The 15,868-nt window shown below is 66.0% G+C and carries 16 protein-coding genes; 1 reads left to right on the forward strand and 15 read right to left on the reverse strand.

Annotated features, from left to right (window positions below; translation table 11 throughout):
• Positions 1–9 precede the first annotated feature (9 nt).
• The 12 genes from R6X40_RS29440 to R6X40_RS29495 all read right to left on the reverse strand — a co-directional run bounded on the left by R6X40_RS29440 (position 10) and on the right by R6X40_RS29495 (position 10,545).
• On the reverse strand, positions 10–243 hold the full coding sequence (locus tag R6X40_RS29440) for a DUF2274 domain-containing protein (RefSeq protein ID WP_318418612.1): 234 nt from the start codon (positions 241–243) through the stop codon (positions 10–12).
• Entirely contained in the window at positions 243–1,466 is a 1,224-nt protein-coding gene (locus R6X40_RS29445) for a TrbI/VirB10 family protein (protein ID WP_318418520.1), read from the reverse strand. The genes R6X40_RS29440 and R6X40_RS29445 overlap by 1 nt, the downstream gene beginning before the upstream one ends.
• Positions 1,463–2,512, reverse strand: coding sequence for a P-type conjugative transfer protein TrbG (trbG, locus tag R6X40_RS29450; RefSeq protein WP_318418521.1), 1,050 nt, complete (start codon positions 2,510–2,512; stop codon positions 1,463–1,465). The genes R6X40_RS29445 and trbG overlap by 4 nt, the downstream gene beginning before the upstream one ends.
• Positions 2,509–3,192: a conjugal transfer protein TrbF gene (gene trbF, locus R6X40_RS29455; protein ID WP_318418523.1), complete on the reverse strand. Its 684-nt coding sequence runs from the start codon at positions 3,190–3,192 to the stop codon at positions 2,509–2,511. Before trbF ends, trbG begins: the two co-directional genes overlap by 4 nt.
• Complete coding sequence (gene trbL, locus R6X40_RS29460) at positions 3,192–4,547, reverse strand: P-type conjugative transfer protein TrbL (protein ID WP_318418525.1); 1,356 nt, start codon at positions 4,545–4,547, stop codon at positions 3,192–3,194. The genes trbF and trbL overlap by 1 nt, the downstream gene beginning before the upstream one ends.
• A gap of 4 nt (positions 4,548–4,551) precedes the next feature.
• Positions 4,552–4,941 (reverse strand): putative entry exclusion protein TrbK-alt, encoded by a 390-nt coding sequence (gene trbK-alt, locus R6X40_RS29465; RefSeq protein WP_318418527.1) that lies wholly within the window; start codon positions 4,939–4,941, stop codon positions 4,552–4,554.
• A 10-nt stretch (positions 4,942–4,951) separates the two neighbouring features.
• Positions 4,952–5,728 carry a P-type conjugative transfer protein TrbJ gene (gene trbJ / locus R6X40_RS29470; protein ID WP_318418528.1) on the reverse strand — a complete coding sequence of 259 codons (777 nt, stop codon included), beginning with the start codon at positions 5,726–5,728 and terminating at the stop codon, positions 4,952–4,954.
• On the reverse strand, positions 5,725–8,181 hold the full coding sequence (gene trbE, locus R6X40_RS29475; RefSeq protein ID WP_318418530.1) for a conjugal transfer protein TrbE: 2,457 nt from the start codon (positions 8,179–8,181) through the stop codon (positions 5,725–5,727). Before trbE ends, trbJ begins: the two co-directional genes overlap by 4 nt.
• 12 nt (positions 8,182–8,193) lie before the next feature.
• Positions 8,194–8,475 carry a VirB3 family type IV secretion system protein gene (locus R6X40_RS29480; protein WP_318418532.1) on the reverse strand — a complete coding sequence of 94 codons (282 nt, stop codon included), beginning with the start codon at positions 8,473–8,475 and terminating at the stop codon, positions 8,194–8,196.
• Positions 8,475–8,807: a TrbC/VirB2 family protein gene (locus tag R6X40_RS29485; RefSeq protein ID WP_318418534.1), complete on the reverse strand. Its 333-nt coding sequence runs from the start codon at positions 8,805–8,807 to the stop codon at positions 8,475–8,477. Before R6X40_RS29485 ends, R6X40_RS29480 begins: the two co-directional genes overlap by 1 nt.
• Positions 8,804–9,787 carry a P-type conjugative transfer ATPase TrbB gene (trbB, locus tag R6X40_RS29490; protein WP_318418536.1) on the reverse strand — a complete coding sequence of 328 codons (984 nt, stop codon included), beginning with the start codon at positions 9,785–9,787 and terminating at the stop codon, positions 8,804–8,806. The genes R6X40_RS29485 and trbB overlap by 4 nt, the downstream gene beginning before the upstream one ends.
• Positions 9,788–10,089: 302 nt before the next feature.
• Entirely contained in the window at positions 10,090–10,545 is a 456-nt protein-coding gene (locus R6X40_RS29495) for an Rrf2 family transcriptional regulator (RefSeq protein WP_318418537.1), read from the reverse strand.
• An 87-nt stretch (positions 10,546–10,632) separates the two neighbouring features.
• Between R6X40_RS29495 and R6X40_RS29500 the strand changes: the two genes are divergently transcribed.
• Entirely contained in the window at positions 10,633–11,412 is a 780-nt protein-coding gene (locus R6X40_RS29500) for a class I SAM-dependent methyltransferase (RefSeq protein ID WP_318418539.1), read from the forward strand.
• A 148-nt stretch (positions 11,413–11,560) separates the two neighbouring features.
• Here R6X40_RS29500 and R6X40_RS29505 read toward each other — a convergent pair whose 3' ends face one another.
• Genes R6X40_RS29505 through R6X40_RS29515 form a run of 3 tightly spaced genes read right to left on the reverse strand, consistent with a single transcriptional unit; the run spans position 11,561 to position 15,755 of the window.
• On the reverse strand, positions 11,561–11,992 hold the full coding sequence (locus R6X40_RS29505; RefSeq protein ID WP_318418540.1) for a CopG family transcriptional regulator: 432 nt from the start codon (positions 11,990–11,992) through the stop codon (positions 11,561–11,563).
• Between the two features lie 8 nt (positions 11,993–12,000).
• Entirely contained in the window at positions 12,001–13,989 is a 1,989-nt protein-coding gene (locus R6X40_RS29510) for a conjugal transfer protein TraG (RefSeq protein WP_318418541.1), read from the reverse strand.
• 26 nt (positions 13,990–14,015) lie between these two features.
• A complete protein-coding gene (locus tag R6X40_RS29515) occupies positions 14,016–15,755 on the reverse strand; it encodes a relaxase/mobilization nuclease domain-containing protein (RefSeq protein WP_318418542.1) in 1,740 nt (579 codons plus the stop codon).
• Positions 15,756–15,868: the final 113 nt, after the last annotated feature.

A 15,868-nucleotide genomic window follows, 5' to 3' on the forward strand; every position in this document is an offset into this window, starting at 1 on the left:
GAACCCCATCTAGCCGGTCGCCGTGTCGTCCGTTCGCCGAGCTTTGGCGAAGCCTCGATCCGTCGCGATGAAACGCTCGAGCATTGGTACGATCAGTCTTACCGGATCCTGGATGGTCTGGCCCTGTTCCCGGCCCAGGATCTCGGCATAGCGAACGAGATCGCGGTGGAGGGAGACCGGGAGTTCAATCGCAACCTTGATGGGTTTGTCTTCGACTATCGGGCCGAGCTTCAATTTGGTCATCATCGAGCTCCGTAAGGTTCAAGCACAAGGTCGCGCGTGACGATCACTCGGACGGGGAATCCTGGCCTGATCGTTAGTGTCGGGGCGACGTTGAGCTGGCGGCGGACGATCTGCTGACCGGCATCGTTGATCGTGTCTTGGCCGCCGTTACGGATCGCGCTGATCAGCCGATTCTCATCGTTCGTCGCCAGCTCCGCGCCCACACTGAGGAGTGTCGAGAGCCCTGCGGCCTTCGCCAGATCCCACCAATGGTAATCGACGCCATCCTCAAGTCCGGCATAGCCCTCTGCGTCCGCTCCAGGTTGGCGTTCGAGGACGATTGAGCGGCCATTCGGGAATATCAGCCGGTTCCAGACCAGAAGCACGCGGCTCTGACCGAACTGCACGTTGTTGTCGTACTGGCCGACGACGCGCGTGCCCTGCGGCACGAGGAGGATGCGGCCGGTCGGGCTGTCGTAGATGTTCTCGGTGACCTGCGCTGTGATCTGACCCGGCAAGTCAGACCTGATGCCGGTAATCAGCGCGGCCGATATAACGGCGCCCGCTTGCAGGATATTCGGAGACGCCGGCGCAGCAACGCGGTCAGCCGCGATGGTGCGGCGATCCGCGGCCGCATTGAGGAAGGCGTTCTGGCGGTCCTGCGCCGATGGTGTCGCTGGCGGAGGCGCCAAGCCGAGGCCAGCCAGATTGGGTGCTGGTGGAGGGGAGATGGTGGGCACTGCGGCTGAAGCTCCAGCGCGGGTCTCCGTCCCAGAGAAGAGTCGGCTGGTCCTCGCCGTCTCGATCTCCTGCAGCCTGCGCTGTTCCTCGGGACTAATGCCGGTGTTCGGCGTGGCGATGCCGGGCACCGGCACGGGCTGGCCGCGTTCCTGCGCTCCGACGATGGGACGACCGAGATCTCCGGGTAACGGCGGCCCGAGCCGGGGGACACCACTATAGTCACGCGGCAACCCGGCGAGCCCATCTGCGGTCGAGCGGCTCTCCGTCGAATAGAGTTCTTCGCTCGGTCGGCCGCTATCGCGGTTCTGCAGCGCATACACGAGAGCGCCGCCAAGTCCGACACTGGCGACCAGGCCGATACCCGCGAGAACCTTGCGCGACAACCGGGTCACACGCGGCGGCTCGGCGCGCAGCCGCATAGGCGCGGCGCTGACCGGCTCGCCGGTCAAGGGCTGCGCGTCATTGTGCGGCGTGTCCTCGTCCCGGGGCTCGTTATCACTCACGACGCGGGCCTCCCGTCGGTGCGCGTGATGCGGACGCGCCGTTGACGATCGCCGGAGCCGAAGCGCAGCTCGGCGGCGGCGAAAAGGCGGTCGACGATCATGTGGTGGCCGCGGACGCGGTAGTTGACCAGTTCGGAGGTGTTTCCCTCTGGGCCTACCACGAACAGCGGCGGCATTTCGCCCTGACCGATGCCGCGCGGGAATTCGATGAAGACCTGGCGTCCGTCGTCGAAGGCACGTAGCGGCCGCCATGGCGCGCGGTCGCCCTCAATCGCATAGCGGAAATTGACGTTGGCGAGATCGACACCGCTTGCCACCGGCTGGGCAGCTTGCGCTTCGGCATTCTGGCGGCGTAGCGCGATGAGCTGGTCCTGCGGATATTGCCAGGAAACCGACGCCATATAGGTCCGCTCGGTCGAGCGAAGTTCCATATGATAGGTGCGGAGGTTGGTGTTGATGATGAGGTTGGTCATCAGATCGGCGCGGCTCGGCTTGACCAGAATATGGATCTGGCGCGTCGTGCCCGAACCGCTCTCGGTATCGCCGATGATCCAGCGCACAGTGTCGCCGGCGGCGACGGGGCCTGAGCCGACGAGCTGTTCGCCGGGCTGTAGCGCGATGTCGGTGATCTGACCGACCGCGGTATAGACCTGATAGAGCGCGCCCTGCGTGAAGGGATAGACCTGCATCGAATTGATGAAGCCATCCCGCACCGGCTGGATGCGAGCGGCCGCATTGGCCTGGTTCACCCTCGCCGTCGGATCAGTGGGTTCTGGCGTGCGCCGGGATGGCTCGACCCGCTGCAACTGGCCGGGCAGCGGCAGCGGGCGCGGTAGTTCGACAACGGTGACGGGCGCGGGCGGATCGACGGTCTGTACGGCAGGCGCGGCGTTGTCGTAGGATATCTCCGGCGGCGGCGTAGTGGTGGCGCAGCCGGCGAGCGCCGTCGTCGCCAGCAGCACGAACGGCAATGCGGATCTGCGCAGAGCCGGAGATACGAGGATGTGTGAAGCCGGGTTTCCAGCTTTACGGAAAGACGGCTTCATTGCCCAAGCTCCCGTGACCAGTTGATGGCGTTGACGTAGATGCCGAGCGGATTCGCCCTGAGCCGGTCGGCGTTGCGCGGGATCTGCACCACGATTGTCAGGATCGCGGTCCAGCGGGTGGTCTCGGCGATCTGCCCGTTCTCGTAGCGGCGCTCGACCCATGCGACGCGGAACGAGTCCGGTGATGCACGGATGACGCTGGAGACGTCGACGGCGACCTGTTGGCGGCCAACCTTGGTGAACGGGTCGTTCGACCGTGCATAATCATTCAGAGCCATCGCCCCGCGATCGGTCGTGAAATCGTAAGCACGCAGCCAGTTCTGTCGGACAATGATTGCGTCTGCGGGGATCGAGCGGACCTGCTCGATGAAGCGCGCCAGGTGGAAAGCGATCTGCGGATCGGTCGGCCGGTAGTCGGCGACGGCCGGCGCGACCGCCTGGGCCTGACCAAGGCGATCCACCTGCACCACCCATGGCACGATCGTTCCTCGCGCCGATTGCACGACGAGCGCGGTGGCAAACCCGGCTGACAGGATCAGCGAACCGAAGGCCATCAGCCGCCAGTTCTTCGCCTGAACGCGCGAAGCCCCAATGCGCTCGTCCCAGACCTGGGCGGCGCGCTGGTACGGCGTCTCGGGCTCGGCGGCTTTGCCGTAATGAGTGGAGGGTCGTTTGAACATCAGCGATCACCTTCGGAAAGATTGACGGAAGAGCCGCCGCCATGGGCGTCGCCGGAGCGGACGGCGTGGGCCGTGGCCTGCACGGCATGGGTCATGCTCTGCGAGCGGCGCATCCGCTGCGCCCAGGCGGGCGGGTCGCCAGCGTTCGCGGAAGCGGTGCCGTTACCGGCGGCGTCACCGCCGATCGAGCCCATTGTGGAAGAGCCGCCTGTCGCCTCGAACGCGGCCTTGCCGCCAGCGTTGAAGCTGGATTTCATGCTTTCGGCGGCGCGGGATGCGGCTCTCCGAAGTGGTGAGACGGCCGCGCTCCCGCCAGCGCGGGCGACACCACCGAACCCTGATGCGACGCCCGCGGCGCCGGATTGACCGGCTGCACCGAGGCTGTAGGCGGTGGATGCCCCGCCAGCGACCGCCGCGCCGCCACGAGCGGCGGCAGCAGCACCTCCGGCCAGGGCCGCGCCACCGGAGGCGGCGACGCCGACGGCGCCTGCACCAAGCGCGATCATGCCGCCGGCGGCCATCCCGGTTCCGACTGCGGCGCCGGCGCTGAGTTGTGGGCCGCCGGAGACGATGCCGCTGGCGATGCCGGGACCGAAGATGCCGAGGCCGAGCAGCGACAGGGCGGCGAGCACGATCGCCATCGCTTCGTCGATAGTTGGAGTCGCGCCGCCGAAGCCCGAGGTGAATTCGGAGAACAGCGTCGAGCCGATGCCGATGATGACGGCCAGCACCAGCACCTTGATGCCGGAGGAGATGACGTTGCCAAGCACGCGCTCGGCCATGAAGGCCGATTTGCCGAAGAGGCCGAAGGGGATCAGCACGAAGCCAGCGAGTGTCGTCAGTTTGAATTCGATGAGCGTGACGAAGAGCTGGATGGCGAGTATGAAGAAGGCGAGCAACACCAGCGCCCAGGCGAGGAACATGCAGGCGATCTGGATGAAGTTCTCGAAGAACGACCAATAGCCCATCAGGCTGGAGATCGAGTCGAGCAGCGGCCGACCGGCGTCGAGCCCGGTCTGCGCCACCTTGCCCGGGCGCAGAAGATCGGCCGTTGTGAAGCTCGTCCCGCTCGCCTTCAGGCCGAGGCCGGCGAAGCTCTCGAAGATGATGCGGGCGAGATTGTTCCAGTTACCGATGAGATAGGCGAAGACGCCAACGAATAGCGTCTTCTTCACCAGGCGAGCCATGATGTCGTCGTCGGCGCCCCAGCTCCAGAACAGCGCCGCCAGCGTCACGTCGATGACGATCAGCGTGGTGGCAATGAAGGCAACTTCGCCGCTGAGCAGGCCGAAGCCGCTATCGATGTAGCGGGTGAAGACCTCGAGGAAATGGTCGATGACGCCGGTGCCGCCCATAATGTTATCTGGCCTCTTCGAGCGACCGCGGCGCGATCGGCACGGCGGGCACCGGAGCCGGCTGATCGGTGCGGCCCGGTTGGGGGATGACATTGTCTCGCGGCGCTGGCGGCATGTCCGGCAGCCGCTCGGCAGGTCGCGCGCCGGGAGCCAGGAAGCGGTTGCGGTTCTCCGCCCAGGCGCGCATGCAGGCCGGATCGCGCGGACCGGCCTCGCCGAGGAACTGGCAGCGGGTCAGCTCGTCGCGAAGCGGATCGGCCTGCGCCTGAGTGGTCCGGCCTGAAGGCCAAGCCTCGGGTGCGTCCTCTTTCCGGTTCATCTCGATCGCGGTCGCGGTGATCGCCACCGCCACGAACACGACGGCGCCAAGCCGCGCGAGCATCTTGCCGTCCATGGCCGTGTCCTCAGTTGCCGTTGGGGAACATGCGGGCATTGCCGGGCTGGTAGCCCGTGCCCGGTGTCAGGAAGCGGCGGCGCTGTTCGCGGCCCTGTTCGGCCGCGGCGGCGCGTTCCGCTTCGGAGAGGTTTTGCGCCCGACCATTGGCGGCGACGACAGCCGTCAGGTCGGCGAGCTGCTGCGCCTGCAGAGCGAGAAGCTGGTTGCCGGCCTGGGTCGCCTGAAGCGCGCCGGTCGCGCCCTGGCTCTGGCCGACCAGCGCCGACATCTGGGTCCGGTTCGTGTCTAAGTTGCCGACAACACCGGCCTGGACCCGCATGGCGTCCTGCAGGCCGCCGACGGTGTTCTGCCAGCGGTCGCGCGCACCCGCCACGAGCGACTGATCGGAGGCCGACATCGACGCGTTGCCGTAGGTCGTGCGGAACGCCTGGTCGATATTCTGGACGTTGTAGGCGATGCGCTGCGCCTCGCCGAGAAGCTGCTGGGTGCGCTGGACGGATTGTTGGAGCTGCTGGAGAGACGAGAATGGAAGGCTTGTGAGGTTACGGGCCTGATTGATCAGACCGGTCGCTTCGTTCTGAAGCGAGGTGATCTGGTTGTTGATCTGCTGAAGCGCCCGCGTGGCGGTCAGAAGATTCTGAGCGTAGTTCGTCGGATCGTAGACGATCCCTCCGAACTGCGCGTGCGCGGGCGCCGCCAGAAACGGGATCGTGGAAACGGATGCGGTGAGCAGCGCGGCGGTCATGCGCAGCGCGCGCGAGCGGGAACGAACGGAACGGGTCATGGGCGTGCCTCCGGATCGGCTTGGGGGGTGACGTTGGTGAGGTCGGCGATGAGGTCGGCGGCCCAGGCGAGCCGGTTTTCGGCAAGCCACTCGGCAAGGAATCCGTCGGTGCCGCTGCGGGCGTGGACCGTCGCGATCAGCGCCTGATGCTGTTTCGACGAGGCGGCGCAGAGCGCGAGCGCCACGTCCGACAGGCCCAGTTCGAAAAGCCGGTTGCCGCGCCGGGACTGGCAGTAATAGTCGCGCTTCGGCATAGCCCGCGCGAGGATCTCGATCTGGCGATCGTTGAGGCCGAAGCGGCGATAGATGGCCGTGATCTGCGGCTCGATCGCGCGCTCATTCGGCAGCAGAATGCGCGTCTGGCAGCTCTCGATAATGGCGGGCGCGATGGCCGAGCCGTCGATGTCCGATAGGGACTGAGTGGCGAAGATTACGCTGGCGTTCTTCTTGCGCAGCGTCTTCAGCCACTCTCGGAGCTGGCCGGCGAAACCCTCGTCGTCGAGGGCGAGCCAGCCCTCATCGACGATCAACAGCGTCGGGCGACCGTCGAGGCGATCCTCGATGCGGTGGAAGAGATAGGCGAGCACAGCCGCCGCGGCGCCGGTGCCGATCAGACCCTCGGTCTCGAAGACCTGAACATTGGCTTCGCCGAGATGCTCGGCCTCGGCATCGAGCAGCCGGCCATAGGGACCGCCGACGCAATAGGGCCGCAGCGCCTGCTTCAAGTCGTTGGACTGGAGCAGCACGGACAGACCCGTCAGCGTCCGCTCGCTGATCGGCGCGGACGCCAGCGAAGACAGCGCCGACCACAGATGCTCCTTTACCTCGGGCGTGACCGGCACATTCTCGGGCCCCAGGATCGCGACCAGCCAGTCGGAAGCCCAGGCTCGCTCGGCGATGTCGTCGATTCGCGCCAGCGGTTGCAGCGACACGCTGTCGTCTGAGCCTTCTGTGAGGCCGCCGCCGAGATCGTGCCAGTCGCCGCGCATGGCGAGCGCGGCCGCCCGGATCGAGCCGCCGAAGTCGAAGGCAAAGACCTGGGACTGCGGATAGCGCCGAAACTGCAGCGCCATCAGGGCCAGCAGCACGGACTTGCCGGCGCCGGTCGGGCCGACGATCAACGTATGGCCGACATCGCCGACGTGGATGGAAAGCCGGAATGGGGTCGAGCCTTCGGTCCTGCCGTAAAGCAGGGGAGGGGCGTTGAAGTGCTCATCCCGTTCCGGCCCCGCCCACACCGCCGACAGCGGGATCATGTGAGCGAGATTCAATGTGTTGATCGGGGGCTGGCGGACATTGGCGTAGACATGGCCAGGCAGCGAGCCGAGCCAGGCGTCCACGGCGTTGATGGTCTCGGGCATCGCGGTGAAGTCGCGGCCCTGAATGACCTTCTCGACCATCCGCAGCTTTTCAGCGGCAATGCGCGGATCATCGTCCCAAACGGTGATCGTCGCGGTCACATAGGCCTGACCGGCATAGTCGGCGCCCAGCTCCTGCAAGGCCATGTCGGCATCGGCGGCCTTGTTAGCTGCGTCGGTATCGACCAGCGCCGAGGCTTCGTTGGTCATCACCTCTTTCAGGATGGCGGCGATCGACTTGCGCTTGGCGAACCATTGCCGCCGGATCTTGGTCAGCAGTTTGGTGGCATCGGTCTTGTCGAGCAGCACGGCGCGCGTCGACCAGCGATAGGGAAACGCGAGCCGGTTCAGCTCGTCGAGGATGCCGGGTGTGGTTGCGGTCGGAAAGCCGACGATGGTGAGGATGCGCAGATGTGCATCGCCGAGCCGGGGTTCGAGGCCGCCAGTCAGCGGTTGATCGGCCAGCAGCGCATCAAGATACATCGGGGTTTCGGGGACACGGACGCGATGCCGTTTCGTCGAGGCGGTCGAGTGCAGATAGGTGAGCGTCTCGCCGTCATCGAGCCAGGCGCATTCCGGCATGAAGGCGTCGATGAGCTGGAGGATGCGATCGGTGCGATCAGCAAAGCCGCGCAGGATCTCGTGCGCATCGACACCCGCATGATCGCGACCCTCGTAGAGCCAGGTCTCGGCGCGCGCGGCGTCCTCGGCCGGCGGCAGATAGAGAAACGTCAGGAAATAGCTCGACTCGAAATGCGCGCCGGCCTCCTCGAAGTCGGCCTTGCGCTCGGCGTCGACCAGGGCGGAGGCGCTGTCGCCGAACATGCTGGCCGGATAGGTTGCGGCGCCATGACGCTGCGCTTCAACGAAGATCGCCCAGCCGGAGCCGAGGCGACGGAAGGCATTATTGAGCCGGCCGGCGACGGCGACCAGCTCGGCCGGTACCGCGCTATCGAGATCGGGACCGCGGAAGCGCGCAGTGCGCTGAAGGCTGCCGTCCTTGTTCAGCACGATGCCTTCGCCGACCAGCGCGACCCAGGGAAGGAAGTCGGCAAGGCGGGTGTTGCGGTTGCGATATTCGGCAAGGTTCATCATCGGGGACGCTCCTCAGACCGACAGATGGCCGGGTATGCGCAGATGCTTGCGCACGACGTCGACGAACTGCGGATCGCGTTTGGCCGCCCAGACGGCCACGAAATGCCCCACGGCCCAGAGGCCGAGGCCGACCAGCCAGAGGCGCAGGCCAAGCCCGAGCGCGGCGGCCAGCGTGCCGTTGAGGATGGCGAGCGAACGCGGGGCGCCGCCGAGCAGGATATGCTCGGTCAGCGCCCGGTGGACCGGGACGGAGAAGCCCGGCAGTTCGCCGCCATGGTCTGCGCCGTCGGCCATCAGACGAGCGCCCCGCCGCCGAACGAGAAGAACGACAGGAAGAAGCTCGACGCGGCGAAGGCGATCGACAGACCAAACACAATCTGGATCAGCTTGCGGGCGCCGCCCGACGTATCGCCGAAGGCAAGCGTCAGGCCGGTGATGATGATGATCATCACCGCGATGATCTTGGCCACAGGTCCCTCAATCGACTCGAGGATCTTCTGCAGCGGCGCTTCCCACGGCATTGAGGATCCGGTGGCATGGGCAGCCGGTGCGAGCACCAACGTGAGGAACGTGACGGACACCGCCGTGGCGATGTGGCGGCGGATGCGCATGGCATGCTGGATCATGACGGGTCTCCGGTGAGGGGATGGCTTGCGGGGGTGACGCGGTAGTCGCCGTCAGGGCCGAGACCCTCGATGCGGGCGAGTTCGGCGAGGCGGCGCGACGCGCCGCGGCCGGAGAGCACGGCGACCAGATCGATCGTCTCAGCGATCAGTGCGCGCGGGACGGTGACGACGGCTTCCTGGATGAGCTGTTCCATGCGGCGCAACGCACCGATCGCGGTGCCTGCGTGGATCGTGCCGACGCCTCCGGGGTGTCCGGTTCCCCAGGCCTTCAAGAGGTCGAGCGCCTCGGCACCGCGCACCTCGCCGATCGGGATGCGATCAGGGCGCAGGCGGAGCGAGGAGCGGACGAGATCGGAGAGCGAGGCGACGCCGTCCTTGGTCCGCATGGCGACGAGATTAGGCGCGGCGCATTGCAGCTCGCGAGTGTCCTCGATCAGGACGACGCGGTCGGAGGTCTTGGCGACCTCAGCGAGTAGCGCGTTGGTGAGGGTCGTCTTGCCGGTCGAGGTGCCGCCGGCGACGAGGATGTTACGCCGGTCAGCGACGGCCTGGCGCAAGGTCTCGGCCTGACCCGCCGCCATGATGCCGGCGGCGACGTAATCGTCGAGCGTGAACACCGCGACGGCGGGCTTGCGGATCGCGAAGGCCGGCGCGGAAACGACTGGGGGCAGAAGCCCCTCGAACCGCTCCCCCGTCTCGGGCAACTCGGCTGAGACACGCGGGGCGCCGGGATGAACTTCGGCGCCGACATGGTGGGCGACCAGGCGGATGATCCGCTCACCGTCCGACGGCGACAGCACTTCACCAGTGTCGGAAAGCCCTTCCGAAAGCCGGTCGATCCAGAGCCGCCCATCAGGGTTGAGCATCACCTCGACGATCGCGGGGTCTTCCAGAAACCGGGCGATCGCGGGGCCGAGCGCGGTGCGCAGCATGCGCGCGCCGCGAAGGATCGCCTCGGATTTCTGGTGAGTAGCCGCCACGTCGTCCCCGTTCTCTTGCGGGTCCGCGACATGCGGCCCTGGACCGGGGATGAGTAGAAGGGGCAGAAATTATGGTCTGACAACAACCATCATGTGGTCGTCGTACCGTAGCGTAGTAATACAGGGAAACGGCGGAACAATAGACCATGTGAATTTCACCGCACAAGATCTAAGCCATCGATTTCGGAGCTCGGCGACGCGCGAGGTGCTGCGACTGATCGGGAACGGGATAGTGTCGAGCAAATACTCGCACCGATAGCGGGCGGACCGCAGCTGACCAATCTGAGGCGCTCAGTTTCGCTTCACCTATGCCTCGAAGCTGGCGCGCCAACGGTCGCAGCGCAGCGTGCGTCGAAGCCTCGGCCCAGCTCGGCGAGGCTGATCGCGCCCAGCCGGTGGATTAGCAGCGCCTCGGCGTCGCGCAAGGCTTCCCCCACTGCTTCGTTGACGATCCGCTCGACAGCGCAGTCCGGGTTGGAATGCTCGTTGCCGATCGCGAATAGCTTGGGGCCCCCGACGGCGCGGTGAATGTCGAGCAGCGACACGCGCTCGAGATCGCAAGCGATAACCCAGCCGCCGCCATGCCCCTTGTGCGAGCGAACGTATCCTTCGTCACGGAGCCCCGCCATCGTGCGGCGGACCACGGCCGGATTGGTCCTGAGCATCGCGGCGATCGCCTCCGACGTCATCGGACCCTCGTGCCGCGCCATGTGGAGCAGGACGTGGAGCATCCGGGAAAGACGGCTGTCGTTTCGCATTTTCGATCTCCCGTGGTCCTAGCGAGGTTGGAAGCTGTGCCCAATTCATGCTACTTATGAAGTTACATGAGTCGAGGAGCAAACGGAATGCAAGAATTCGAAAACCCGGATCACTGGGATAGAGCGGCCAGTCATTACCAACGGACCGCGCATCCTTTCACGGCACGCTTCGCGGAAGCGGCGCTTGCGCGGATCGCACTGAGTTCCGAGAGCCACGTGCTCGACGTCGCGACAGGAACCGGCGCGCTTGCGCTGGCGGCGGCGCGCACTGGAGCGCGGGTGCTGGCAACCGACTTTTCGCCTGGCATGGTGGCGTGCGTCGCCGCCGCAAATCTGCTGAATGTCGAAGCTCGCGTAATGGACGGACAGGCGCTCGACCTACCCGACGCGAGTTTCGACGCCGTCTTCTCGATCTTCGGCGTGATCATGTTCCCCGACTGGCGGAAGGGTCTGGCCGAGATGCGGCGGGTTACGCGGCCCGGCGGATATGGCGTGGTTGCGACCTGGCAAGAACAGGGCGCGGCAACCTTTCTGTTGCTTGGCCAGATACGGCGGAAACTGTTTCCCGAGCGTGGTGGAATGGCGATGCCCGAGGCGGTGCGGGCACTCAGTGATCCACAGGATTTCGCCCGCGCGCTCGTTGCGGCGGGTTATCGCGATCCGCAGGTCGAGAGCGTGACCCATGATTTCACGCTCGATGTCGCGACCCTCGAAGAGCCCGACACGCTGTTCGGTATGTCGCCTGACTGGATCAGCCTGAGCGACGCGGATAAAGTGGCGGTGATTGCCGAGGTGCGGCAAATGGCCGATGATCAACCGGTCCTTCCGATACCTTCGACCGCACTGATTGCCGTCGCAGAGCGCTGAGGGCAGTCCCCGTCCACTGCTTTCGAACCACCATGTTCGATCAGGTTTTCAAGACGGCATTCCAGACTCTGTCGCCCGAAGTGCTCTTCTTTACATCCTCCTCACAAGGCAAATACGACCTCAAAGTGCAGCACTTCAGGGGAGAACCTCACGCCCGCTGGGTAGGATCAACCTCCTCAGAAATCTCCTGCCTAAGCTTTGGCCCCTGAGCGAGTCGTCGGCCGAGCGCGGTTACGAACGCCTCGTACCGCTCGCCCGCCTTCGCTCGCGCGGCGGCCTGCGCCGGCTCGGGCAATGGGGGATTGGTCGTCAACCAGAAGCGAACGAAGACCGCCAGCGTTTCGACGGAAATGCCAAGGTCGCGCTCCATCCGTGCCATGCGCCGGTCGAGCTGGTCGAGCCGCTTGGTCGTGGCCGCTTCCTGCCGTTCCGCGGCGTCGGGCGACAGGAAGGAGGCGATGCCGGCTTCCGCGATCAGCGAGAGGGATTGATCGCGCCGGGCGGCATGAGCGGCGAGTGCCTTCATAACGTCCGGTTCGAGATACACCGACAGCCGTTGCTTTTTGGGAGGCTTCGTCATGGCGCCACCTACAGCTCGATGCCGTCGCCGGGATCGAGGGAGGCTTGGAGTGCCACCTGGCGAAGGGTCTGGTTCATGCGCGACAGTCGTGCGGCGTCCTCATCGGCATCATCGCGGGGATCGATCTCGAACTCGTTCTCGATAGGCTTATTGGGCTCGGCCGGCTTCGCACGGCTCAACTCCGGCTGATGCCGACGCTCGGAGTCGGTCGTATCCTCATCATCCGATCCGCGCTCGCCGCCCGTTGCCACTGACAAGGCCGGCGTCGCTGGAAGAGGCAGCTTGCTCCAGTCGTCCGGTCGGGCCGTTGTCGGTTTCACCAACGTCGGTGGCGGCAGAATGCGCTCCTGAAGCCGGCGATCCTCATAATACCGTGCCTTCTCCGCGCGGATCGGCGGAGTACCCGCTACCATGACGATCTCGTCGGCCGACGGGAGCTGCATGATTTCGCCGGGCGTCATCAGTTGCCGGGCCGTTTCCGAACGAGACACCATCATGTGGCCGAGCCAGGGTGACAGGCGATGGCCAGCATAGTTCTTCATGGCGCGCATCTCGGTCGCGGTGCCGAGCGCATCGGACACGCGCTTGGCGGTCCGCTCATCGTTCGTCGCGAAGCTGACGCGCACATGGCAGTTGTCGAGGATCGAGTTGTTCGGCCCGTAGGCCTTCTCGATCTGGTTGAGCGACTGGGCGATGAGGAAGGCTTTCAGGCCGTATCCGGCCATGAAGGCGAGCGCGCTCTCGAAGAAGTCGAGGCGGCCGAGCGCCGGAAACTCGTCGAGCATCAGGAGCAGCCGGTGCCGGTTTCCCTTCGCCTGGAGATCCTCGGTCAGTCGCCGGCCGACCTGATTGAGGATAAGGCGGATCAGCGGCTTGGTTCGATTGATGTCCGAGGGCGGCACGACGAGGTAGAGCGTGGTCGGATGTTTGCCGCCGACGATATCGGCGATGCGCCAATCGCACCGGCGCGTGACCTCGGCAACGACGGGGTCACGGTAGAGGCCGAGGAACGACATGGCCGTCGACAGCACGCCCGACCGTTCATTGTCGGATTTGTTCAGCAGCTCGCGTGCGGCGCTGGCGATCACCGGATGCGGGCCGGCCTCGCCGAGATGGGCTGTCTTCATCATGGCTGCGAGCGTCGACTCGATGGGCCGCTTCGGATCGGAGAGGAAGGCGGCGACGCCCGCCAGCGTCTTGTCTTCTCCCGCATAGAGGACATGCAGGATCGCACCGACCAGCAGCGCGTGGCTGGTCTTCTCCCAGTGGTTCCGCTTCTCCAGCGAGCCTTCGGGATCGACCAGGATGTCGGCGATGTTCTGGACGTCGCGGACTTCCCACTCGCCGCGGCGCACCTCGAGCAGCGGATTGTAGGCCGCCGACTTCTTATTGGTCGGATCGAACAGCAGCACGCGACCATGACGCGCGCGATAGCCGGCGGTGAGCGTCCAGTTCTCGCCCTTGATGTCGTGGACGATTGCGGAGCCCGGCCAAGTCAGCAGCGACGGCACGACCAGGCCGACTCCCTTGCCGGATCGCGTCGGCGCAAAGCACAGCACATGCTCCGGCCCGTCATGGCGAAGATAGTCGCGATCGAACTTCCCCAGGACGACGCCGTCCACGCCCAGCAGGCCGGCGGCGCGGACTTCGCCGGCATCGGCCCAACGGGCGGAGCCGAAGGTCTCGGCATTCTTGGCTTCACGCGCCCGCCAGACGGACATGCCGATCGCGACGGCAATGGAGATGAAGCCGCCGGACGCGGCGATATAGGCGCCTTCGATGAAGATCGGCGGGGCATAAGCGTCGAAGGCATACCACCACCAAAAGAAGGACGGCGGATAGTAGATCGGCCAACCGGCGAATTCGAACCAGGGAAGTCCGAGCTGCGACTGGAAGCCGAGACGGTAGGCCGTCCATTGCGTCGCACCCCAGGTCGTCATCAACACGATCAAGCCGACGGTGAGTATCTGACCCCAGAGGATTTTGGTCGCCGACATGGCGGGCACTCCTTTCTTGATTGCGGCTACATGCCGAGGCTGCGGTTGCGGCCGAAACTCCAGTCGACGCCACCGGCGCCGCGAGAGACGCCGGAGACGTGCTGACCGAGATGCCGATCGAGGGTTGGTGACCAGGGTACGAGCTGGAAGCCGAGGCCGTCGTCGATCATGGCGAAGCGGCCGGAGGCGAGCGGGAAGCGCTGGCGATAGGTGCCTGCCACATACTCGCCCGTTCCGGCCTTCGAGAATTGACGGCCGGTCTCGGCCGCGAGCTTCTGGCCAAGGGCTTCCACCTCGCGCTGGCGCAGGGTGTCGATCAGGCCGGGCGAGAAGCTGACGCCGCGCGTTTGCCGCTCGGCGAGGCCCTGGCCAACGAGATGCTCGGCCCGCCTATCCATCGCCTGGCGAACTTCCGCGCCGAAGCCGCCACCGCCGAGCGCGACGGGATCGCGGGCGATCGCCTGTCGGTCGAGCCAGGTGGCGCCGGTGGCACTGACCTGCCGTTCGATGTCGAGATCGGAGCGTATGGCGAGCGCGACGCGGCGGCGGCCTTGCGCGTCATCGAACTTGCGCAGCTCGACGATCGAGCCCGGCGCGCTGTCGCCGGCCGCGTCGAGGTCGGGCAGCTTGATGTGATGGGTGCGGCCGTCCGTGCCGTCGACCACGGCGTAGGCCGTACCCTTCAGCTCGTCGTCGAGACCCCGATCGACCAGGCGGCCGACAACGGGATGGTCGAGGCTTTCGCCGGCGAGCACGTAGCTGGCCGCGCCGCGCTCGATGCCGCGCTCGGTCAGGCCGCGATGGATGCGCTTGATGATATCGCCACGCTCGCCCAGCTCGCGCAGCGTCGCCTCGGCATTTTCGGAAACGGCCCATTGGCCGGGGCCGACCTGATCGGCGAGGTCTAGCGTCTCCAGCTTCCGCAGACGGCCAACCTTCATCGCATGGAATTCGTCGGGCTGGCGGTCGGGATGCGGGGCGAGATCGACGACGCCAGTGCGATAGCTGTCGCGGGCAAGTTGCCGGTCGAGATTGGTCCAGCGTTCCGCCCCGATCTGCCGTTCGAGATTGCGGCGGATCTCGTGATCGGTGCGCGGTCCCAGTTCCTGGGTGACGAGATCCTGCGCGCGGGCGCGCATGCCTTCCTTGATATAGTCGCGGGAAATGACGAGGTCCTGGCCGTCATCTGTGCGGCCGCGCAGGATGATGTGGACGTGCGGGTTGTCGGTGTTCCAGTGATCGACACCGACCCAGTCGAGTCGGGTCGCCACGTCCTTCTCCATCTGCCCCATCAGGTCGCGGGCGAAGGTCTTGAGGTCGGACATCTCCGTCGCGTCCTCGGGCGAGACGATGAAGCGGAAATGATGGCGGTCGTCCTGGGTGCGCTCGGCGAAGGCCTTCGGATCGGCGTCCTCGGTCTCCGGCCCGAACAGCTTGGCCTTCTCCCCATCCCGTGTGACGCCCTCGCGCCGGAGATAGCTGAGGTGAGCGGAGAGCGGCGCGGCCCGAGCGGTATGGCGGACGACGCGCGTCTTGATCACCGTGTTGCGCGATTTGCTGGTGAGCAGCCGGTTGGCCTGCACCGTTGCGCGCTGGCCGCGCCCGAACCGCGATCGGTTGCCCGAGCTGATCTTGCCGGAGCGCGAGATGCTGCCGCCGGCACGCTGGGCGGCCGCGAGCGCCTGCGCGATGAAGGGCCGTGCCTGCTGTGCGCGGGTGGAGCGGATGCGGCCTGGCCGGATGCGGAAATCGTCCTCGCCGCTCATGACGGCGATCCCGCACATCGCGCGAAGCCGAGGATATTCCTGATGAAGTCGCGATAGCGCAGGCTGCGCCGATCAGGCGCACCTCGCGAAGATGCGCCATAAGTCCCTGAAAA

Origin of the sequence: Rhizobium sp. PL01, assembly GCF_033447125.1 — a bacterium.
GTDB lineage: Bacteria > Pseudomonadota > Alphaproteobacteria > Rhizobiales > Rhizobiaceae > Pararhizobium.